Origin of the sequence: Mesorhizobium newzealandense (assembly GCF_042682145.1) — a bacterium.
GTDB lineage: Bacteria > Pseudomonadota > Alphaproteobacteria > Rhizobiales > Rhizobiaceae > Mesorhizobium > Mesorhizobium newzealandense.
The window spans coordinates 433,944-454,262 of record NZ_JBHUGZ010000030.1; the positions used below are offsets into that span (position 1 = coordinate 433,944).

At 63.0% G+C, this 20,319-nt stretch carries 18 protein-coding genes; 11 read left to right on the forward strand and 7 right to left on the reverse strand.

From position 1 onward, the window contains the following. Positions 1 to 90: 90 nt before the first annotated feature. The 3 genes from ACFSOZ_RS36125 to ACFSOZ_RS36135 all read right to left on the reverse strand — a co-directional run bounded on the left by ACFSOZ_RS36125 (position 91) and on the right by ACFSOZ_RS36135 (position 4,593). A complete protein-coding gene (locus ACFSOZ_RS36125) occupies positions 91 to 2,985 on the reverse strand; it encodes a class I SAM-dependent methyltransferase (protein ID WP_379106202.1) in 2,895 nt (964 codons plus the stop codon). A gap of 65 nt (positions 2,986 to 3,050) precedes the next feature. Next, positions 3,051 to 4,151, reverse strand: a complete 1,101-nt coding sequence (locus ACFSOZ_RS36130) for a glycosyltransferase (protein WP_379106204.1) — start codon at positions 4,149 to 4,151, stop codon at positions 3,051 to 3,053. A gap of 151 nt (positions 4,152 to 4,302) precedes the next feature. Beyond that, entirely contained in the window at positions 4,303 to 4,593 is a 291-nt protein-coding gene (locus ACFSOZ_RS36135; protein WP_379106207.1) for a hypothetical protein, read from the reverse strand. A gap of 110 nt (positions 4,594 to 4,703) precedes the next feature. Here ACFSOZ_RS36135 and ACFSOZ_RS36140 point away from each other — a divergent pair, with 110 nt between their 5' ends. Beyond that, positions 4,704 to 5,609 (forward strand): LysR substrate-binding domain-containing protein, encoded by a 906-nt coding sequence (locus tag ACFSOZ_RS36140; protein ID WP_379106209.1) that lies wholly within the window; start codon positions 4,704 to 4,706, stop codon positions 5,607 to 5,609. A 95-nt stretch (positions 5,610 to 5,704) separates the two neighbouring features. Here the strand turns inward: ACFSOZ_RS36140 and ACFSOZ_RS36145 are convergent, their stop codons facing one another. Beyond that, a complete protein-coding gene (locus ACFSOZ_RS36145) occupies positions 5,705 to 6,316 on the reverse strand; it encodes an LOG family protein (RefSeq protein ID WP_379106211.1) in 612 nt (203 codons plus the stop codon). Between the two features lie 111 nt (positions 6,317 to 6,427). On the opposite strand from ACFSOZ_RS36145, the gene ACFSOZ_RS36150 reads away from it, so the two are divergent. The 8 genes from ACFSOZ_RS36150 to ACFSOZ_RS36185 all read left to right on the forward strand — a co-directional run bounded on the left by ACFSOZ_RS36150 (position 6,428) and on the right by ACFSOZ_RS36185 (position 14,420). Then, positions 6,428 to 7,888: a LysM peptidoglycan-binding domain-containing protein gene (locus ACFSOZ_RS36150; protein ID WP_379106213.1), complete on the forward strand. Its 1,461-nt coding sequence runs from the start codon at positions 6,428 to 6,430 to the stop codon at positions 7,886 to 7,888. Positions 7,889 to 8,225: 337 nt separating this feature from the next. After that, on the forward strand, positions 8,226 to 9,119 hold the full coding sequence (locus ACFSOZ_RS36155; protein ID WP_379106215.1) for a LysR family transcriptional regulator: 894 nt from the start codon (positions 8,226 to 8,228) through the stop codon (positions 9,117 to 9,119). A gap of 135 nt (positions 9,120 to 9,254) precedes the next feature. Continuing rightward, positions 9,255 to 10,091 (forward strand): SDR family oxidoreductase, encoded by an 837-nt coding sequence (locus tag ACFSOZ_RS36160; protein WP_379106217.1) that lies wholly within the window; start codon positions 9,255 to 9,257, stop codon positions 10,089 to 10,091. A gap of 29 nt (positions 10,092 to 10,120) precedes the next feature. Then, complete coding sequence (locus tag ACFSOZ_RS36165; protein ID WP_379106220.1) at positions 10,121 to 10,504, forward strand: DUF1330 domain-containing protein; 384 nt, start codon at positions 10,121 to 10,123, stop codon at positions 10,502 to 10,504. A 92-nt stretch (positions 10,505 to 10,596) separates the two neighbouring features. Continuing rightward, the gene (locus tag ACFSOZ_RS36170; protein WP_379106222.1) at positions 10,597 to 11,661 is read left to right on the forward strand and encodes an alpha/beta hydrolase family protein; all 1,065 of its coding nucleotides are present in this window, start codon (positions 10,597 to 10,599) and stop codon (positions 11,659 to 11,661) included. Positions 11,662 to 11,729: 68 nt separating this feature from the next. Then, positions 11,730 to 12,068, forward strand: coding sequence for an ArsR/SmtB family transcription factor (locus tag ACFSOZ_RS36175; RefSeq protein ID WP_379106224.1), 339 nt, complete (start codon positions 11,730 to 11,732; stop codon positions 12,066 to 12,068). 22 nt (positions 12,069 to 12,090) lie between these two features. After that, entirely contained in the window at positions 12,091 to 13,971 is a 1,881-nt protein-coding gene (locus ACFSOZ_RS36180) for an ABCB family ABC transporter ATP-binding protein/permease (RefSeq protein WP_379106226.1), read from the forward strand. Positions 13,972 to 14,072: 101 nt separating this feature from the next. After that, entirely contained in the window at positions 14,073 to 14,420 is a 348-nt protein-coding gene (locus ACFSOZ_RS36185) for an antibiotic biosynthesis monooxygenase (RefSeq protein ID WP_379106228.1), read from the forward strand. 9 nt (positions 14,421 to 14,429) lie between these two features. Here ACFSOZ_RS36185 and ACFSOZ_RS36190 read toward each other — a convergent pair whose 3' ends face one another. Both ACFSOZ_RS36190 and ACFSOZ_RS36195 read right to left on the reverse strand, forming a co-directional pair. Next, on the reverse strand, positions 14,430 to 15,293 hold the full coding sequence (locus ACFSOZ_RS36190; protein ID WP_379106230.1) for an SMP-30/gluconolactonase/LRE family protein: 864 nt from the start codon (positions 15,291 to 15,293) through the stop codon (positions 14,430 to 14,432). Between the two features lie 97 nt (positions 15,294 to 15,390). Then, on the reverse strand, positions 15,391 to 16,074 hold the full coding sequence (locus tag ACFSOZ_RS36195; RefSeq protein ID WP_379106232.1) for a lysozyme inhibitor LprI family protein: 684 nt from the start codon (positions 16,072 to 16,074) through the stop codon (positions 15,391 to 15,393). 239 nt (positions 16,075 to 16,313) lie between these two features. Between ACFSOZ_RS36195 and ACFSOZ_RS36200 the strand changes: the two genes are divergently transcribed. Continuing rightward, complete coding sequence (locus tag ACFSOZ_RS36200) at positions 16,314 to 17,012, forward strand: phosphatidylserine decarboxylase (protein WP_027045332.1); 699 nt, start codon at positions 16,314 to 16,316, stop codon at positions 17,010 to 17,012. 3 nt (positions 17,013 to 17,015) lie between these two features. Next, a complete protein-coding gene (locus ACFSOZ_RS36205) occupies positions 17,016 to 17,834 on the forward strand; it encodes a CDP-alcohol phosphatidyltransferase family protein (RefSeq protein WP_379106236.1) in 819 nt (272 codons plus the stop codon). Positions 17,835 to 17,868: 34 nt separating this feature from the next. On the opposite strand, the gene ACFSOZ_RS36210 is transcribed toward ACFSOZ_RS36205, so the two are convergent. Beyond that, a complete protein-coding gene (locus ACFSOZ_RS36210; protein ID WP_379106238.1) occupies positions 17,869 to 20,091 on the reverse strand; it encodes an AMP-binding protein in 2,223 nt (740 codons plus the stop codon). Between the last annotated feature and the right edge of the window lie 228 nt (positions 20,092 to 20,319).

Here is a 20,319-nt window from a genome sequence, read left to right on the forward strand (position 1 = left end):
TCGTGTGACGGTTTCTTGACAGCCGATCGCAGTCTGTCGATCGCACTCCGTCGATCACTGGCGTCGCGCTGGCCGCGTTCGATTTTGCCGTCATCGTCGGCGCACGAACGGGCCTTTCACCCATCGCAACGGTGCGGTCAACCGCCAGCTGCTTGAGGCGAGAAGCGCGTTGCGTTCTGCCCGGAGAGCGTCCCGGTCGCGGACGAGCTCGTCGCGCTCGATCCCGAGGTCATGAATGGCACGGGCGACCGTGTCGCGCTCGAGTCCAAGCGCATGTTGGGCGCGAACGGCTGCATCGCGCTCGAGCCTGAGGTCGTGAAGGACGCCGGCGACCGTATCGCGCTCGAGTCCGACGTCATGAAGGGCACGAACGACCGCATCGTGCTCGAGCCTGAGGTCGTGCTGGGCGCGAATGGCTGCCCCGTACTCCAAATTCCGCGCTCCAAGCTCCCCACGTAGCTGTTCGGTCTCGGCGGCGACCATCATACCCAACACATCGCAGCTTTCGTCGAACCCCATCCGCACCCGATCCAGTTCAGCGCGCAATTCAGGGCTTTCGCCATCGACCGCCATGGCACGGAAAATGTCATAGGTTTTCCGGATCAGCGGTGTGACATCCGGATGGTTCCGCATGTCTTCGATCGAGGCCCTTTCATGATGCAGGTCCGCGGTCAGGAACTGTTCGATCTCGACATCGGAGTGGCTGGAACGAGCCGGCCAGACGACATCAGTTTGTTCGGCCGCACGGTCCATAAGGCGTCGCCAGTCGATGAGGAAATCTTCGTGGCGCAGGAAATATCGTGGCATGCCTCGCGAATGATACTCCGCATCGAGCACGTGCCTCAGCCACAGCATAAGTGATCTTGGCAGCGGCAGACCATCGCGCCGCTTCAGCGACAACGCGACCTCGAGAGGATTGCGGACCGGCAGAAATGCGACCGCGTCGACCGCCATCTCGGCCAGGATCGACGACAAGAACGGGACAAATCGACAAATCCGCGGGTCCTTGACAAAAAACAAGGGCTCGTCGCCGAATTCATTGTCGAGGATTGCCCTGATTTTGTGGCGATGTCGCTCGGCTGTCGGCGATTGCATCCATCGCGGGTCGAGCGCCTGCCAGTCACTCCAGTGGGAATTTGCCGATGCCAGCAGGTCTTCATTGGCGAGATGGAGGCGGGCGCTTTCCCAGAATCCCCTGGGATTGTGGGAATTTGGGGACAGCGGGTTTTTCGGACCGGCCGCTCCAAGTGCATTGATCACGCCGCCAAGCGCGGAGGTGCCGCTGCGGTGCATACCCAGGACGAGGATTGCCTTTCTCCTGGGTGGCTTTGGCAGATCACGCTTCGGCACCGTCGGTTGCGGGTGTTCCTGCAGCGGCAGCCGGGCCAGAAGCCATTCGGAAATTCCCACCGGAAGGTCCAGCGTTCCGTTCAACACCGGATTTGCATCAGCCGATCCGGCGCTGAACAGGTGATGATAGTGGATGTGCACCAAGCGCGCCGGGTCAGGCACCGCCAGCGCAGCCATGCAATTGAGAGGAAAATTGTACGTGTCCGGCAAAAGTCGCACGGAGTGGTTTCCGGCAACTGCCGCCAGCGAGAAGGCGGCCTGGCTCGTGCCCCAATAGGAGGTGGCCTCTCCGTGCAGAATCCCCGTCCCGGTGTTGTGGGTTGGCCCGTCAGCCCACGGCTTCATATCCGCGGCCACCAGTTGCCTGAAAATGTCTTCGGTACGCTGGAAAAGCCCGCATGCCCTCTTTGCTACAAAAAGCCCACCATTGTAGCTCGCTCGCACCGCCTGACCACCGACCGTTGTCTGCACGATGGGCAGGTGTTCATAGTCGACGCCGACAAGGGCGCACAACTTTCTCCAGTAACTGTCGAATGGGTCGCCAGACCCGGTCGTGCACATCCCTTTGACGTCTACCGGGCGCGCGGCGGCCGCACTTGCGCCCAATGAAAAATCGGGCTCGGCGATAAATATCGTATCGCTGTCGAGCTGGACGATGATTGGCGGTCCCGGCCGACGTTCGACGTGAGCGAGCGCATGAATGCGATACGACGTGCCGTATTGCGGGAAGTAACTCTCGATCTCGATCGGCAGGTATTCGACGTCCAGCTGCTCGAGTTTGCGGAGCGTCGACAAGGATGGGCGACGGCTGCTCCTTGGCGATACGACCGTTATCGGGCACCGCGAATAGGCGCCAGTGAAACATCGTATGCTTTCGCACAGCAACAGGGCTTGCGCATCGAGAATACCCGCCTCGGCAATCAGGACAAATTCGACACTCTTTTCGGCGATGTCGCGCGCCTGACCGGCCTCCTGCAACGGTGCCGGCGCGCCCGGCGAGGGCGCCCGTGAAGGCTCGATTTTCGAGGCTTCGATCTTTTGGATGATGATTTGCTCGCCCCGATACAGCTCGCGGTATTGGCCGGCATGCACCGACAGGAATGTATCTACTCCAAGTTTCGGGTGGTCGGTTTCGTCGGCAAAAAATGTCCATTCATAGTCATCGAAAATGACGATCCCGCCATCCCGGACCATCGGCCAGGAAAACACGGCATCGGCAAGGACATCGGTGCTGTGATGGCTGCCATCGATGAAGACGACGTCGAAACTGCGGTCCTCGGCGACAAGGCGAGCCAGCGCCTGCGATGAACGGCTTTTGATCTTTTCGACCCGTCCGCCGAATTCAGCAATATTGAGGTCGAAACGTTGTTCCACATGGGCAAGCTGGTCGGCCCATTTGGCACGAAGCGCGTGTTCGGGACTTCCCATGAACGTATCGATGCATGTCAGCTGGCACTTGCTCAGATACTGCAGAAAGAAGATCGCGGATCGGCCCTCCCAGGAACCGATTTCCAGGACCTTGAGGGGCTCGTCACGGCGCGCTGCGAGCAGCGACGCCCACACGGAGAGGAATCGCGACGTCCAGTCGGTGGAAAGGTACTTGCCTTCAAACCACGCAGAAAAAACAGGGTCCATCATTCTCTCTTTTTACGGACGGGGCAGGGATAGCAGTAATCGCGCCACAAACACCCCGCTCGTGGCTAGTTCGCCCGGGACCGGCTCAGACATTTTCCCGCCGCCCGCAACCGGGAGCGGGCGCCAATTGCCAGCCGCCTGATCGCCGCGCTGGTCGCGGCGCGCCGGTCGAGCGGCCAACACAGGGTGCAGACCTCCAGCGCCTCTCGCAGCCGCACCGGTGGGCTGGCGAGCATGCGCGCGACTGTACCCTGCGCCAGCCGCCGAGCGTCGTCCGCATCCTCGGCGCGCGCAAACGGCTGCGATGCGGTGAGGAAGACGCGTAGCACGCCAAGCAGCTTGCGGTATGCGGCGATGCGCCGCTCGGTTGCGATGTCATTCCCGCGCAGGAAACGCGACAGATCCTGCGCGAAGGCGTCGTCGTAGAGGTCGTAGGTCAGGCCGAGACGGGTCCACAAAGCCTCGCGGATCGGATGTGTCCGGTTGCGTGCATTTTTTGCGTTTATGATCGTCAGTCCGAGCGTATTCACCCGATAGCGCGTCAGCGGCTCGGCGAGGTTTCGCGTGCGGCACGAGGGCAGCATCTCAAACCAGAGATAGTGGTCCTGCGAGACCAACTCCTCGATCCTGTAATGTCCGGCCGCCTCGAAGCAACTGCGGCGATAGGCGACCGCCGAATGGTAGAACGGATTGTGGAACAGGATGGTCCATCGGATCTCGAGATCGGTTTGCGGCATTGCCTGCACATAATGAACCTGATCGGCTTCGTCGATCAGCGTCACGGAACTTCCGACCAGGCCCAGTTGCGGATCGTCGGCCAGTGCCGCGACGAGGCGCCCGACATGCGTCGGCTCGGCGACATCATCCGCGTCCAGGCGAAGAATGATGTCGGCGCGAGCGGCTTCGATGCCGCGGTTGGCGGCGGCGGCGGTGCCTAGATTGGTGGGATTGACGACAATCCGGATGCGCGGGTCGCGACGCGCCAGCGCCTGGAAGACCGCGTCCTGGCCCGTTCCATCATCGACGATGATAAGTTCGAGATCGCTGAACTCCTGCGCGAGTATGCTGTCGACCGCCGCATCGAGGAAGCGCTGGTCGGTATAGACGGTCATGACGACGGATGCGCGAGGAACGCGATCTGTTCCCGCCTCGGGTCTGTTCTCCAAGACTTCTCCCCCTTGCCGATGTTCCCCGATAGCCAACTAGACAGTCAGCCGCAAACGGAAATCGTTACAGGACGAGTTTGCCCGCCGTATCAGGCGAAAGCTTGGAGGCGGCGGCGGGCGTTGCCGACCGCCGCACCTCTCTTGCGCTGGTTCAGCGCTTCGGGCCGAAGCCTGGATAGGGGTTGAGCGGGACAATGGCGGCGATGTCCATCATCCCGGCCTTGACCAGCGGCAAGGTGGCGAGATGGCCGCGCACGTCGGCGTCGCTGCCGGCCTCGAACATCATGCCGCTGCCCGGGATGTCGCCACGGTTCCAGACCTGGCGCACCGCGCCGTCAGCGTAGAGCCTGCGCCGCTGCTCGGCCTCGCCGGGCAGCAGCGGGGCGAAATCGGCATCGGTGAACTTTTCGGTGTTGCGGGTGAGAAGGGCAAAGAACTGCATGGCGGTCTCCTTTGGTTGGGATGGCCGACTATCACTTTGGCTGGTCAGACTGTCCAAGACTGATTAGGCTAAAGTTGAGACCTGAAGTGACTTGCAGCATCGGAGAAAAAATGTTCGACCTGCGCCAGCTGCACTATTTCGTCACCGTCGCCGAAACCGGCAATGTCGGCCGCGCCGCCGAAATGTTGCATATCTCGCAATCGCCGCTCAGCCGGCAGATCATGCAACTCGAGCAGCAGCTTGGCGTTTCCCTGTTTGAAAGGGCAAAGCAAAGGGTCCATCTCAACGCCGAAGGCCGTGCCTTCCTAACCGAGGCCCGCTCGCTGCTGTCCAATGCACGACGATTGGAGGAGTTCGGCCGCAACCTGGCCAGCGGCGCCGTCGGCCGTCTCGCCGTCGGCTATGTCGAAGGCGCCGTGCATGCCGGGCTTGTCGCCGGGATGCTGCGCCAGTTCCGCCGCGAACGGCCCGATTTTCACCTTCAGTTGCGAAGCCTGCGGTCGGCGGCGCAACTGGAGGGGCTGCGGCAGCGGTCGCTCGATCTGGGCTTCGTCTATTCGCCGCCGGCTGACGATGACCCTGATGTCGCAGCCATGGCGCTGCGCCACGAACCGCTGGTGCTTGCGATCCCCGAAGATGATCCGCTTGTCGGGTTGTCGGACATCAGGCCGCACCACCTCGACGGCCGCACCTGGATCACCGTCGTGCGCCAGCCCGACGACACCAACCGCGGCCAGTTCCTCGCGGCCTGCGCCAAGGCCGGCTTCCTGCCCGACATCGCCTACGAGACAGCCGATCCGCTGACCTCGCTCGGTCTGGTCAGCGCCGGTCTTGGCCTGGCGACGGTGCAGGCCAGCCTGCGTGCCGCCGCACCGTCACGGATCGTGTTTCGCGACCTGCCATGGTTCGAACGAACGGTTTCCATTCATCTGGCGTGGCGGCGGCATGATCGCCGTGCGGTCATTGCCGGCTTGCGGCAGGCTGCTGGGGAAGAGGGTAGGGCGGTAGGGCAGTAGGGCAGTAGGGCAGTAGGGCAGTAGGGCAGTAGGGCGAACCATTCCGCGCAAATTCATACTGCCTTCCTGCCTTACTGCCCTACTCCCTTATTCCCCTAGAGTTTGTCGATCACCGACTGCACGCCCTCGGTCGGGGCGTCGACGGACGAGCCTGCCACCATGATGGCGGCGACGATTGCTTCGGGGTCGTTGACCACCAGCGGCTTGACCCGCTGCGCGGTGTGGATGAAGCCCTCGGCGGCCATGTGATCGAGCAGCGCCAGCATCGGATCCCAGAATCCGCCGATGTTGCCGAAGACGATCGGCTTGCGGTGATGGCCGAGCTGCGCCCAGGTCATGACCTCGACGATCTCCTCGACCGTGCCGATGCCGCCCGGCAGCGCCACAAAGGCGTCGGATTTTTCGAACATCCTGTGCTTGCGCTCGTGCATGTTGTCGGTGATCACGAGCTCGTCGAGCCGGTCAAGCGCGGTTTCGGTCGCCTCCTTGTTGATCAGGAAGCGCGGAATGATGCCCGTCACCTTGCCGCCGGCACGCAGGGCGCCCTCGGCGACAGCGCCCATGATGCCTTTGGTGCCGCCGCCATAAATCAGCCTGAGGCCGGAGCGCGCAAGCGAGCGCCCAAGCAGGTGACCGGCCTTGGCATAGGTTTCATCGCGGCCCGGAGACGAGCCGCAATAGACGCAGACGGATCGAATCGTGTTCATACTGATGATTGGTGATTGGGTCTGAAAGCGCGGTCAAGCCCGGGCGGGCTTTTTCTTGTCGGTCTTGGCAAAACAGGCTAGACCGGCATTAGGTGGCTAAGGGGTAGGGAAATGGCAATTAATCCACTGAAGGCGTTCTTGTTCGCGGCGGGTGGGACCGTTGCGGCTGCAGGAACCGCCTATGTATCGGGCGCACTCGACCCGTATCTCAATCACACGCCGCCGGCGGAAGTGGCAGCACTGACGCCGCCCGCGGCGCCGAAACCGGCCGATCCAGGCACGGAAGCGCGGCTGCCGCCAGCGGCGGTCCCGGCCGCTCCCGCCACGGCGCCCCAGGCAACGGCCCCAGCAGCGCCCGCTACGGCCGGTCCGATCGTGCCGTCCTTCGATGTGGTGCGCGTCGAGGGCAATGGCTCTATCGTCATTGCCGGCAATGCGGCGCCTAACTCGAAGGTCGAGATCCTCAACGGCACGACCGTGCTCGGCTCGACGGTCGCCGGCCCTGATGGCGCCTTTGTCATCGTGCTCGACGATCCGTTGAAACCCGGCGACTATACAATTGCACTGCGTTCGACCACGGGCGATGTCGTGACCGCCTCGGCGCAGACCGCCGTCGTTTCGGTTCCCAAGGATGCGGCCGGCCAGGTGCTGGCTATGGTCGAGGAGCCGGGCAAGCCGGCCGAACTGCTCACCGTTCCGGCGCCCGAGACAAAGCCAGCCGCACCGGCCGCCGGCGACCAGGCTGCCGCCCCGGCTGCTCCTGCAGCCGAAGCCCCTGCAACTGCTGCTCCGGCACCAGCCGCCCCGGCGACACCGGTTACGCCGCCCGCGGGATCAGTGGCCGAACCCAAGATCGTCGTCGAAGCGGTCGAGATCGACGGCAACAAGATCTTTGTTGCCGGTCTCGCCGATGCCGGCCGCAAGGTGCGCGCCTATGCCAACGACATCCTGCTCGGTGACGCGCAGACGTCGCCGGACGGCCACTTCCTGGTCGAGGCGACGCGCGACATTCCGGTCGGCAGCTACACCATCCATGTCGACGGTTTCGATGACGACGGGGTGAAAGTGGTGGCCCGCGCCGCCGTACCGTTCGAGCGCGAGCCGGGTGAAACGGTCTCCGCCGTGGCACCCGCCGAAGCAAAGCCCGCCGAGCCGAAGCCGGGCGCGCCGGCTGCCGCCGAAGCGCCTGCCGCTCCAGCACCTGCCGCGCCGGCCACCGCCGCTGCCGAAGCGCCAGCGATGCCGGCAGCGCCCGCCACTGCGGCTCCGGCCGTTGCGGCGGCAACGCCGCCAGGCGATGTGCCCGAGACGGTGGCGCCCAAGCTCGAGCATGCCGGCAGCGCCGTCATCATCCGCCGCAACGATACGCTGTGGCGGATTTCGCGGCGCGTCTACGGCCATGGCGTACGCTATTCGACCATCTACCTCGCCAACCAGGACCAGATCAGCGATCCCGACCGCATCTGGCCCGGGCAGGTGTTCAAGGTCCCGGAAAAGTCGAAGGAAGGTGAAGCCGCCGACCTCAAGTCGCTGGGCGAGCAGGCGACGACAGCGCCGCCCAAGACCAACTGATCGCATTGAGCTATGGCGCTCGCCTCCATCGCGAGGCGAGACGCCCTTTCTCACAAGAAAGTCTGATCCCTTCGGCTGAATGTCTGCACAATCAGCTGAGGAAGGGCGTGGCTCGAGGTTTTGAAGCAGTCGGTGGCGCGCTGCGCGTGCCCGCGACCCAATCCCTTCCCCACTCACGGACCGATCGCCAAGTGACGATCCGTGTTCTCGGTCACTTCGGCCGCGATCAGCCAGGCGTCCAGCACGCTCGGCAGCGGCCGTGGGGGAACAAATAGCTAAGGACGAACATGCCGATTGAGCGCTATAATCGGCGAGCAGTCAGAAGCAAGGCTTATAAATGAGAAAAGGCGATTTCAGCGAGCTGGCCATGTTTATCGCGGTCGCCGAAGAGGGAAGCTTCACACGTGCCGCCGCAAAGCTTGGTCTGTCCCAGTCGGCACTCAGCTATGCCGTCCGCATGCTCGAGGAGCGGCTCAAAGTCAGATTGATCTCACGAACGACACGCAGTCTGTCACTGACCGACGCCGGAGAAAGGCTGCTTCACAGCCTGCGTCCGGCATTCGACCATATAGACAATGAAATCGCTCAGCTCACCGCACTTCGTGACAGGCCTGCGGGTACGATCCGCATCACCACCTTCCGCCATGCGGCAAGAACGGTGCTCTGGCCTGTCCTGCTGAAGCTCCTGCCGGAATATCCGGACATCGCTGTCGAGATCAATGTCGATGAAGGGCTCACCGACATTGTCGCCGGGCGATTCGACGCGGGCATCCGCGTCGGAGAGCAGGTCGAGAAAGACATGGTTGCGGTTCGGGTGAGCGCCGATATCCGCATGGCGGTGGTCGGCTCCCCAACCTACTTTGCCACCCGTGAGGTCCCACAAACGCCGCGTGATTTGAGCAACCACAATTGCGTCAGCTACCGCCAGAGCGCAGGGGGTGGGCTCTATGCCTGGGAGTTCGAGCGCGATGGCGTCGAGCTTGAGGTCCGGGTCAGCGGGTCGCTCGTCATCAACGACAATGAGATGCTGGTAAACGCTGCCCTCGGCGGACTGGGGCTGGTCTACACTTTCGAAACTCAGGTTGCCCGGCACGTTGCCGACGGACGTCTGATCCGTGTGCTGGAGGATTGGTGCCCGCCATTCTCCGGCTATCACCTCTACTATCCAAGCAGACGACAACATACGCCAGCCTTCGCCGTTCTGGTCGAAGCGCTTCGTTACAGAGGTTAGTGCGACTTGGCGATGCGGTTCTGAAACGCGACTTGCCATTTATCTATCCCATTTCTAACTACATGCGGATTGTGCCGGCTAATCGGATAGAGCGGCGTGGCCTACCTTCCTGTTCATCGAAAACAGGAGTTAGAAATGAACAAGGTTTGGTTCATCACAGGTGCCGGCAGCGGCATCGGCGCCGCAACTGTCAGGTCGGCCCTGAAGGCTGGCGATCGGGTCATCGCGACCGGCCGCAATCTCGACAAGGTCCGCAACGCGCTGAGCGACCTGGCAGGAGACAAGCTTGCCTTCGTCCAGCTGGACGTCGCCAACGAGGCTCAGGCGAAGGCCGCGGTCGACGAGGCGATGAAGGCATGCGGCCGCATCGACGTTCTGGTCAACAACGCCGGCTACAGCCTGCTCGGTAATTTCGAAGAGTTGAGCAGCGCCCAGATCGAGGGGCTGATCTCGACCAATCTCTACGGCGTAATTCATGTCATGCGAGCTGTCCTTCCGGTCATGCGCAAACAGCGGTCGGGCCGGATCATCAACATCAGTTCGCTTGCTGGGGTCATGGGCTTCAAGCACTGCGGGGCCTACAGCGCCGCCAAGTTTGCCGTCGAAGGCCTTTCCCTTTCGGTGGCCCAGGAGGTCGAACAGTTCGGCATCAGGATCGTGGTGGTCGCACCGGGCTTCTTCCGGACAGACCTCCTCGCTGCGCGGCACGCCAAGTATAGCGCCAGCACCATCGCGGACTACGCTGACGAAGGCCGCGCCGAAGACATGTGGTCCGGCTACGACGGCAAGCAGCAGGGTGATCCGGCCAGGCTCGGCGACGTCTTCGTGAGGCTCGCTGGGATGGAAAATCCGCCAAGGCAGTTCCTGGCCGGCAGCGATGCGCTTGCGGCATTCAAACCGGTGCTCGAAGGGCGCCTCGAGGAACTGCGCGTCTACGCGGATCTGTCCACGTCGACAGACGGTTCGTTCTGATCTCTCCAACTCAAGAAGGAAATCAAACCATGAAGCAGCTTGTCATCGGCGCGGCCGCAGCGGCGGCCGTCACTATCGCTCTTGCCGCAACCGGCAATGCCCAGAATTCGCAGGCGCCCGGCTACATGATCGCCAACTACACGATCAACGATCAGGCCGGGTTTAAGAAATACATGGAGGAGGCGGGTCCGCTGGCTCCGAAATTCGGTGGCAAGATCATCGTCTTCAACCTCAACACGACCGCTGTGGAAGGCCAGCCGAAAAAGGTCATGGCCATCGCCGAGTTCCCGAGCCTGGCTGACGCCCAGCGCTTCTACAACTCGCCGGAATATACGGCTGCGCGGAAGTTCCGCGTCGCCTCGACCGACGGCTCGGTCATCATCACCGAAGGCTTTGCCGCCCCCAAGCAGTGACCACGGACTAGGGCGCGGTGCGACGATCATCGCACCCTACTGCTCAAATTACCGCCGATATCGACGCTTCAACAACAGTCTAGGAGACCCACATGGGCAACCAGCGCGACACTACCGTTCAGCAGGAAGGCGCCCCCTCGAATAGCCGCCGACAGCTTCTGAAGGCCGGCGCGGCGCTCGCCGCTCTTCCCATCATCGCCGCCTCATCTGCAGTTGCAACGGCTGCAGACAACCAAACGACAACAGGTGCAACCATGACCGACGCAAAATCCCAAGAGTTCATCAATGGCATGGCTGACTTGATGGCGCATTCGACCCGCACGCCAATTCTGCGGTGGCCGCACGAATACGGCCTGGAGTACGAGGAGATTTTCTTCCCGGCGATTGACGGTGTGACGATCGAGGGCTGGTTCATTCCCGCCGACTCCGACAAATTGCTCATCTTCAATCACCCCATGCCCTGCAATCGCTACGGCTATCCGGGCCATCTGGAGCCCTGGACAAATTTCGGCGGCTTCGAGGTGAACTTCCTGCCGGAATACAAGATCCTGCATGATGCCGGCTACAACATCATCACCTACGACATGCGCAACCACGGCCGCAGTGGAACGGGCAGCGGCGGCATCAATGGCCACGGTGTGCTGGAATATCGTGACGTGATCGGATCATTGCACTACGCCAAATCCCGGCCCGATACCAAGGACATGAAGACGGCCCTTTACAGCCGCTGCCTGGGCGCCAATGCGACGATCGTGGGCATGAAGAAGCACCCGGAAGAATTCGCCCACATCAAGGCGATGATCGCCCTGCAGCCGGTGTCGCCGGCAGTGTTCGTCCAGACGGCGATGGAGAACCAGAAAATCGCAAATGGTGTCGAACTGTTCGACGTGGCTTTTCACAAGCAGACGGGCTTCCACCTCGCTGACGTCTGGCCGATGGAGTATGCCAACGCGGTGACGGTTCCGACACTCGTCGCGCAGGTCCACGATGATTTCCTGACCAAGCCCTCTAACGTGCAGGAGATCTACGACACCATCTCGTCCAGGGACAAGAAACTGTTCTGGATCGAAGGGACGGACCAGCGTTTCGAAGGTTACAACTACTTCGGGAAGAACCCACAACTGGTGCTGGATTGGTTCGACACCCGCGTTTCATGACATCGCAGCCAATCTGCCCATAAGGGGAGCTTGCCGCAGACCCGGTCATCGTTTATCGCCGATGGACGATGACCGAATCCCCCTTCGAAACAGACCCTGCGCTGCGCAACTGCGCCCCGGACAGCCGCACCGTTGCCGCCCGGCTTGCCGCTCTTTCGCACCCGGCACGCATCGAAATCATAAAGCATCTTTCGGCCAGCAACTCCTGTTGCTGCCGCGAAGTCGTCGATCGTTTCGATCTGGCGCAGTCCACCGTGTCACAACATCTGAAGATACTGGTCGAGGCTGGGCTGGTCCGCTTCGAGCCTGATCGCCAGCGCTCGCGCTATGCGGTCGACCACGCCGCGCTCGCTGACGTTTCCGCATCGGTCGCCGCGCTCGTCAATTCCTGCTGCTCCGGCCGCTGAAAATAAGAAGAAGGCACAAGAAATGGCCGATAAAACCGTCTCCGACTCCTCGACCTTCAAGACGTTGCTCAACCTGTGGCCTTACATGTGGCCGGCGGACCGCGCCGATCTCAGGGCACGGGTCACCTGGGCGACGCTTCTGCTGGTCGTCGCCAAGCTGACGCTGGTCGCCGGCCCCTACTTCTTCAAATGGGCGACCGACGCACTGGCCGGCGACGCCAAGTCCGTGCCGCCGTTGCCGACCTTCCTTTTGGCGCCCGTCATGCTGGTCGTCGCCTACAATGTCGTGCGCCTGGTGCAGCTTGGCTTCAATCAGCTGCGCGACGCGCTGTTTGCCCGCGTTGGCCAATACGCGGTGCGCCAACTCGCCTTCCGCACTTTCGTCCACATGCACGAACTGTCGCTGCGCTTCCATCTCGAGCGGCGCACCGGCGGCCTGTCGCGGATCATCGAGCGCGGCACCAAGGGCATCGAGACGATCGTGCGCTTCATCATGCTCAACACTGCGCCGACCATCCTCGAATTCGGACTGACCACCGGCATCTTCGCCTACACCTATGGCTGGAAATATGTCGTCGTCGTCGCGGTCACCGTCTGGGTCTATGTCTGGTTCACGGTGCGCGCCAGCGACTGGCGCATCTCGATCCGCCGCGACATGAACGACAGCGACACCGACGCCAACACCAAGGCGATCGACTCGCTGCTCAACTACGAGACCGTCAAATATTTCAACAACGAAGGCATGGAGGCCGAGCGCTTCGACCGCTCGATGGCGCGCTACGAGATCGCCGCGACCAGGATCTGGACCTCGCTCGGCTGGCTGAATTTTGGCCAGGGTATCATCTTCGGTCTCGGCACCGTCATCGTCATGTGCATGTCGGCGCTGGAGGTGCAGGCCGGCACGCAAACGGTCGGCGACTTCGTCTTCATCAACGCCATGCTGATGCAACTGTCGGTGCCGCTCAATTTCATCGGCTTCATTTACCGCGAAATCCGCCAGGGGCTGACCGATATCGAGCAGATGTTCGACCTTTTGGATGTGCCGAAGGAGATCGTCGACAAGCTGGACGCCAGCCCGCTCGCCGTCAGCGCCGGGAAGGTCGAGTTCCGCGACGTGCATTTCTCATATGACCCGAACCGCAAGATCCTGAAGGGCATCAGCTTCGAGGTGCCGGCCGGCAAGACGGTCGCCATTGTCGGGCCGTCGGGCGCCGGCAAGTCGACGATCTCGCGGCTTCTGTTCCGCTTCTACGACGTCCAGGCCGGCCAGGTGCTGATCGACGGTCAGGATATCAGGGACGTAACCCAGGAGAGCCTGCGCGGAGCGATCGGCATGGTGCCGCAGGACACGGTGCTGTTCAACGACACCATCGCCTACAACATCCGCTATGGCCGCATCGGCGCCAGCGAGGAGGACATGCGCAAGGCGGCCGAACTTGCCCAGATCGGCCCGTTCATCGAGCGGCTGCCCGACGGCTACAAGTCGATGGTCGGCGAACGCGGCCTGAAGCTCTCCGGCGGCGAGAAGCAGCGCGTGGCGATCGCCCGCACCATTTTGAAAGCGCCGCCGATCCTGATGCTCGATGAAGCGACATCGGCGCTCGACAGCCACACCGAACAGGAGATCCAGGCCGCGCTCGATCTGGTCAGCCGTGGCCGCACCACCATCGTCATCGCCCACCGGCTGTCGACGGTGATTTCGGCCGACGAGATCATCGTGCTGCAGGACGGCCAGATCGCCGAGCGCGGCACCCATGCCGAACTGATGCGCAAGCATGGCCTCTACGCCTCGATGTGGGACCGCCAGCGCGAAGCGACCGAGGCCGAGGAGCGGCTGCGCATCGCCCGCGAGGGCGACGAGCTTGGCGTCATCGTCCGCCGCCGCACGTCGGAGGTGAATTGAAGGCAAACTGATTTTCTGCGCTTGACCTCAACTTAAGTTGAGATCGTAGACCGATCTTGGAGCCCGATAACAAGAGCATTCAAGAACGGAACAAATCGAAAATGAGCAAGACAAATCAGAGTGTTAACGGCGGCAGCGTGTTCCGAGTGGACAAGTTCGTGGTCCCGGCCGCCGCCCGCGAGGAGATACTCGCCAAGGTCAGGACGACGCATGAACTGCTGCGCCGGCAGGATGGCTTCGTGCAGGATTTCCTGCTCGAGCAATTCTCGGGGCCGGGCGAATTCAACCTCGTCACGATCGTCGAATGGGAAAGCCAGGCGGCCGTCGACCGGGTCGTTCCGATCGTCAAGGCCGCGCACGAGCGCATTGCCTTCAACCCGCAGGAGACGATCGCCCGGCTCGGCGTTCGGGCCGACATCGCCAACTATCAGCGGATACCCAGCGTGTAAGTAAGGCTTCTACGGCCAGCCGACGCCAGGTGCCGGCGCTTCAACGCTGAGCACCTGGCCGGTGCGGGCGTCGCTGACCATACGCTCGAAGCCGCGCCATTCGGCGGCGGCGATGAACAGCGTTTTCCCGATCGCACCGCCCAGCATGCAGGCAAAGCAGCCGCGATCGATAGTGACGGTCTGCAGCACCTGGCCGCCTTCGCGTACCCGCACACAGTGCTTGTTGGGCACGTCCGCATACCAGACGGCGCCTTCGGCATCGAGGCAAATGCCGTCGGGAAAACCATCGAGATCGGCCCAGACGCGGCGGTTGGACAAGGTACCGTCCGCGGCGATGTCGAAGGCGGTCAGCCGGTTGGCGTGCGATTCGGCGACGATCAGCGTCCTGTTGTCCGGGGTCACCGCCATGCCATTGGCAAAGGCGATATTTTCAGCCACTTGCCGGACCGCGCCGTCCGGTGTGATCAGCACGACGGTGCCGGGTCCGAAATGCTGGCCGGGAGCCGGCGCCGGTCCGCCGCCATTGACGTAGATGTTGCCGCGCCCGTCGACGACGATCTCATTCCACGGGCTTTTCGACAGGCCCCGCAAATCGGCATGGGTGACGAGCCTCCCATCGGCCTCCTGCCGCAGCAACAATCCCTCGCGACCTGAGACGACGAGCAGGCGGCCATCCGGCAGCCAGTCGATGGAATAGGGCAGGACGGCCGGCACGGTGAGCACGATCTCGCGGTTGCCGTCGGCATCGATGGCGATGATCTCGCCGGTTCCCCAATTGCAGACCCACAGCCGTCCGTCATGCCAGCGCGGCGATTCGCCAAAGGCGAGGCCAGCAGTAACGAGATGCGCTTGGAGGATCGGTTGTTGCTGCATTTGCGGGATCTCCTGGTTGCGCGTCATCGCGCCGAAAGGCCATGAATGACGCTGTCTCACCAAGGACGGGCGAGGGGGCGGATCCCCTACAGCAGCCCTACTGTTTTTCGCCCAGGAAAAAAATGCCATCGGCATGGCCGTTGGCGCCGCATGAAGGAGGTTCCGACATACCGTCCTTGCCGCCGCTCTGTTCGACGACGAGCGCATCGCCATCGCGACGGAATGTGAAAACAAAACCAGTCGGCTTGTCGTTGTCGTCGGTGTCGACAAGCCGCAAATCCTTGCGGACCTTGACCGTGCCGCCGATTTCGCACGAACCACTGCCGGAGACGGGATTGGCGACCTCTTGCGATACTTCGAGCTTGCCGGCGCCGGCCGCCTTGATCTCGACCGTGCCGCGAACGCTGCTCCATGTGCCGATGAAACCGCTGTCGGCCGGTTTGCGGATGCCGGCGAGGAAGGCCGCGCGGTCGCGCAGGAATTCGCCAAGATCGAAATTCTGCTTGTCCTTGGGCGTGTTCTCGTTGAAGCCGGCGATCTGGTCGCGATACAAGATGAAATCGCTTTGGTCGTCCCGCAAGGCCTTGCCGGCATGAGGATCGAGCATCTTCATCACCGCCGCGTAGTTCTTCGCGACATCGGCATCGGCCTGCGCCAGGGTAGGGTCGGCACAGATGGCCTTTTCCGCCGCGCTGGCGGCCTTGGCGCAGTCGAAGGATGGCTTGGCTTGCGCCATTGCGCTGCCATTCGATGCCAGCAATGCGGCCAGAACCGTATTCACGGCTGCCCATCGCCTGGCATCAAGGTTCGCCCCGTTCAGGTGTCGGATCATGGGCAGTCGGTCTTTTCTCCGGGCTACTACCTGGCGGTAGCCTGAATTCTGGCGGCAATGATGCAGGCAGGCAAGCGCATCGCCCCCATGCCAGTTGCGGCCAATGCCGCCTTGCCGATTGTTGCGTTGCGGCGAAGTGGGCTTTCGGCTATTGAGGCCGGACTTGAAACGGAGCCTGCCCCAGCCCGATGAGCCTAGTCGATACGGTCAAGAACGCGTTCGTACCGATTCATCGCGAGGGCTATCCCTTTATCGCGGCCTTTGGCGCGGCTACGCTCTTCCTCGGCTATTTCTCCTCGATCCTGTTCTGGATCGGCCTCATCCTGACGGCCTGGTGCGTCTATTTCTTCCGCGATCCCGAGCGTGTCACGCCGGTCGACGACCGCCTTGTGGTGAGCCCGGCCGATGGCATCATCTCGGCGGTTGGACCGGCGGTGCCGCCGCGCGAACTCGGCCTCGGCAATGTCGAGATGACCCGCATCTCGGTGTTCATGAACGTGTTTTCCTGCCATGTGAACCGCGCCCCGGTGCGCGGCCGTATCGCCAAGATCGAACATCGGCCGGGGAAATTCCTCAACGCCGAACTCGACAAGGCGAGCACCGAGAACGAGCGCAACGGCCTGGTCATCGAGAGCCCCAACGGCACCGTCGCCGCTGTGCAGATCGCTGGCCTGGTGGCGCGGCGCATCGTCTGCTGGGCCGAGGCCGGCGGCTCGATCGCCATTGGCGAGCGTTTCGGCCTGATCCGCTTCGGCTCGCGCGTCGACGTGTTCCTGCCCCTGACCGCTACGCCGCGCGTTGCCGTTGGCCAGACGGCGGTCGGCGGTGAAACCGTGCTGGCCGAATTCGGCGGGGTCGCCGGCACCCCCCTTGTGCGGATTTCCTGACCGGTGGGCACGCAATATAAAAAATTCGAAGCGCATGCCAGCGGCGGCCCGCGCATCCGCGAAATCCCGATGCGCATGGTGCTGCCCAACCTCGTCACCGTGCTTGCCATCTGTGCCGGCCTGTCCGGCATCCGCTTCGGCTTCGAAGGCCGCTTCGAACCGGCGGTGGTGATGGTGCTGCTCGCGGCGTTCCTCGACGGCATTGACGGGCGGCTGGCGCGGATGCTGAAGGCGACTTCCAAATTCGGCGCGCAGATGGATTCGCTGGCCGACATCGTCAACTTCGGTGTTGCGCCCGCCCTGGTGCTCTATGCCTTCCTGCTCGACCGCGCGGGATCGCCGGGCTGGATCGCAGCACTTCTGTTCGCCATCGCCTGCGGGCTCAGGCTTGCCCGCTTCAACGTGCTCGATGACGAGAAGGCCGAACGCCCCATGTGGCAGTCCGAATATTTCGTCGGCGTGCCGGCGCCGGCCGGCGCCGTGCTGGTGATGCTGCCGCTCTATCTCTATTTCCTGCGCACGGGTCTGGAGCCCAGTCGCCCGGCTGCCTTCGTCGCCACCGGCTTCACTGTCCTGGTTGCCTTCCTGCTGGTCAGCCGGCTGCCGGTCTATTCCGGCAAAAGCCTGAGAATTCCGGGCGACAAGGTGCTACCGATCATCCTGGCTGTCGTGCTCTACGTGCTGTTGCTGATGACCTATCCCTGGTACACGCTGACCGCCTCGGTCGCCGGTTATCTGCTCTTCCTGCCGTTCAGCGTGCGCGCCTATTCGAAGCGCGCCAAGCGGGAGGGCGAGAAGGTGCCGCCTTCGGACATCGGGTAGCGGTTCTCGAATTCTCGATCAGGTCTTTGGAGTTTCAGGCCGCGACGCCGAGCCCCAGCCTGTCGATCGCCAGCTTTCTCGTCGACACATAGTCGGTCTTGCCGGAACCCAGCACCGGAATTTCTTCCACTTTCACGATGTCGTTCGGCACCATCAGTTCGGCGGCACCCGCCTGTTTGCCGAATTTGCGCAACTCGTCGGGATTGGCATCGTCGGCGGTGGTGACCAGCACGATGCGTTCGCCACGCCTCTTGTCCGGCACCGCCACCGCCGCATGGCGTTCTTCCGGCCACAGCGACTGCACCAGCATCTCGACCGCGCCCAGCGACACCATCTCGCCAGCGATCTTGGCGAAGCGCTTGGCGCGGCCGCGAATGGTGATGAAGCCTTCGCGGTCGACGTTAACGATGTCGCCGGTGTCGTGCCAGCCGGTCAGCGGCTGCAATTCACCGGGGCGGTCCGATGTCATGTAGCCCATCATCAGGTTGGGTCCGTCGAGCCACAATTGACCGGCGTCGGAAATGCCCTCGACCGGCTCCAGCTTCATGCGCATCGCCGGCAGCAGCCGCCCGACCGTGCCGTCACGGCCATGGATGGCGGTGTTGACGGCAACCACGGGTGCGGCCTCGGTCAGCCCGAAACCTTCGATGATCTCGGCCTGGAAGCGCTCGCGATAGACGCGGCGGGTTTCCGGCTTCACCGCCTCGGCGCCGGCGACGACGAAGCGCAGGCTGGAAAAATCGCCGTCCTTGGCGGTGCGCGCATAATTGGCGAGGAAGGTGTCGGTACCGAACATGATCGTCGGCTTCACCTTGCGCGCCACCTCGGGGATGATCTTGTAGTGCAGCGGCGAGGGGTAGAGGAACAGTTTTACCCCGGTGACCAGCGGCAGGATGGTACCGCCTGTCAGGCCGAAGGAGTGGAACACCGGCAGCACGTTGAGCAGGATGTCGGCAGGCGAGATGGTGATGCGCGCCTCGGCCTGCATGGCATTGGCGAGCAGGTTCTTGTGCGACAGCACCACCGCCTTGGGCGTGCCTTCCGAACCCGAGGTGAACAGAATCACCGCCGGCCTGGCCGCATCCTGCCGCTGCAGGGGCAATCGCCACAGCAAGGCGGCGGCAAGCTTCTCCAGCGCGGTGACGCCTTCGCGCACATCCTCCAGCCAAAGCAGCCTGGCGCCGCCCTTTTCGACCGCCGCGACGATGTCGGCGAGGTCGGCCTTCTCGACGAAGGCGCGGGAGGAGACAACCGTGCGGATCACCGCCGTGCGCACCGCGGCGGTCACGCTGGCCGGGCCGGCGGTGTAGTTGATCATTGCCGCCACCCGGCCGGCCGACAGCAGGCCGACAAATGACAGCACCACGCCATTGGCGTTGGGCAGCAGCAGGCCGACCGCCTCGCCCGGCGCCGTCACCGCCTCGAACCGGCGACCTAGGACGCGGGCGCCGATGAACATCTTGCGGTAGCTCAGCGCGCCGGAGATGACATCCTCGATGATCGGGTGCGAGGCGCCGACACGGGCTGCGGCGTCGCGCATGGCCAGGAACAGGCCACGATCGAGGTCGGTGCCGAAAAGCCGGGCCTCGGCGACGCGGTCGAATAGCGTGTTGGTGTTCGAAGCCTGGTCGGGGTTGCGTGCCATCAATTCGGCGATGGTCATCGGCTCCAGCACGCTGATCGACAGCTGCGGAAACCAGTGCCGCGGCGCCTTGTCCGCCGGCGTCAGCGACACCGGCAGGCTGCGCGCACCGCCGACAAAGATCGGCACAATGCTGGCGTCGGCCTGCATGGCAATGCGGGTGACAGCACGAAACAGCCGAAATGTCTTGACGTCAGGCTCGACCGCGTCCGGCAAATAGACGGCAAGCCGCCCCTTACCCTTCAGAACGCGCACCAGACGGCGGCTGACAAAGACATGTTCGGCGTTGAAGGCGATGGTGCGGCCAAGCTCGCGCCACGGTTCGAGCCACGGCGACCGTGCCGAGACATCGTCGAGTATATGCAGTGTGTCGTCCGGCAGCAGCGACAGCATCAGCGCCGGCTCGAAACGCGATTGATGCGAGATGACGTAGATGACGGGAACCTGCGCCTTGCGGGCGATCCTGATGCGGTTGTCCTCGATCCGGTAGGCGAGCTTGAACGGCACATAGAGCAGTGCCTGGGTGAAACGCAGGCCGAGGCGGAATTTCTCCACCACGCCGATCAGCAGCCAGGCCAGAACGAGACCCGCAAGCAGCGCCAGTGTCAGGATCATGCCGCTTCTCTCCCAACGATTTTAGCATCGCGGCTCTTTTGCGGCCGCTTCGGCCAGAACCTAGACGATGTGGGAGCAACGTCAATGCGGATGAATACGCCACTTGCCTTCCCCCTTGTGGGGTGAGAAGTGGTCCGCGCGGCGAACGAAAAGCCAATTGCTTGGCTTTTCGAACTTCGAACGCCCTGAGCCTGCGAAGGGCCGGGTGGTGGACGGCCACCTGCCGGG

Excerpts from the sequence above, each read along its gene's own strand:
- ACFSOZ_RS36125 (WP_379106202.1), bottom strand. The coding sequence starts at position 2,985 with ATGGACCCTGTTTTTTCTGCGTGGTTTGAAGGCAAGTACCTTTCCACC.
- ACFSOZ_RS36135 (WP_379106207.1), bottom strand. The coding sequence starts at position 4,593 with ATGCAGTTCTTTGCCCTTCTCACCCGCAACACCGAAAAGTTCACCGAT.
- ACFSOZ_RS36140 (WP_379106209.1), top strand. The coding sequence starts at position 4,704 with ATGTTCGACCTGCGCCAGCTGCACTATTTCGTCACCGTCGCCGAAACC.
- ACFSOZ_RS36145 (WP_379106211.1), bottom strand. The coding sequence starts at position 6,316 with ATGAACACGATTCGATCCGTCTGCGTCTATTGCGGCTCGTCTCCGGGC.
- ACFSOZ_RS36150 (WP_379106213.1), top strand. The coding sequence starts at position 6,428 with ATGGCAATTAATCCACTGAAGGCGTTCTTGTTCGCGGCGGGTGGGACC.
- ACFSOZ_RS36155 (WP_379106215.1), top strand. The coding sequence starts at position 8,226 with ATGAGAAAAGGCGATTTCAGCGAGCTGGCCATGTTTATCGCGGTCGCC.
- ACFSOZ_RS36160 (WP_379106217.1), top strand. The coding sequence starts at position 9,255 with ATGAACAAGGTTTGGTTCATCACAGGTGCCGGCAGCGGCATCGGCGCC.
- ACFSOZ_RS36165 (WP_379106220.1), top strand. The coding sequence starts at position 10,121 with ATGAAGCAGCTTGTCATCGGCGCGGCCGCAGCGGCGGCCGTCACTATC.
- ACFSOZ_RS36170 (WP_379106222.1), top strand. The coding sequence starts at position 10,597 with ATGGGCAACCAGCGCGACACTACCGTTCAGCAGGAAGGCGCCCCCTCG.
- ACFSOZ_RS36175 (WP_379106224.1), top strand. The coding sequence starts at position 11,730 with ATGACCGAATCCCCCTTCGAAACAGACCCTGCGCTGCGCAACTGCGCC.
- ACFSOZ_RS36180 (WP_379106226.1), top strand. The coding sequence starts at position 12,091 with ATGGCCGATAAAACCGTCTCCGACTCCTCGACCTTCAAGACGTTGCTC.
- ACFSOZ_RS36185 (WP_379106228.1), top strand. The coding sequence starts at position 14,073 with ATGAGCAAGACAAATCAGAGTGTTAACGGCGGCAGCGTGTTCCGAGTG.
- ACFSOZ_RS36190 (WP_379106230.1), bottom strand. The coding sequence starts at position 15,293 with ATGCAGCAACAACCGATCCTCCAAGCGCATCTCGTTACTGCTGGCCTC.
- ACFSOZ_RS36200 (WP_027045332.1), top strand. The coding sequence starts at position 16,314 with ATGAGCCTAGTCGATACGGTCAAGAACGCGTTCGTACCGATTCATCGC.
- ACFSOZ_RS36210 (WP_379106238.1), bottom strand. The coding sequence starts at position 20,091 with ATGATCCTGACACTGGCGCTGCTTGCGGGTCTCGTTCTGGCCTGGCTG.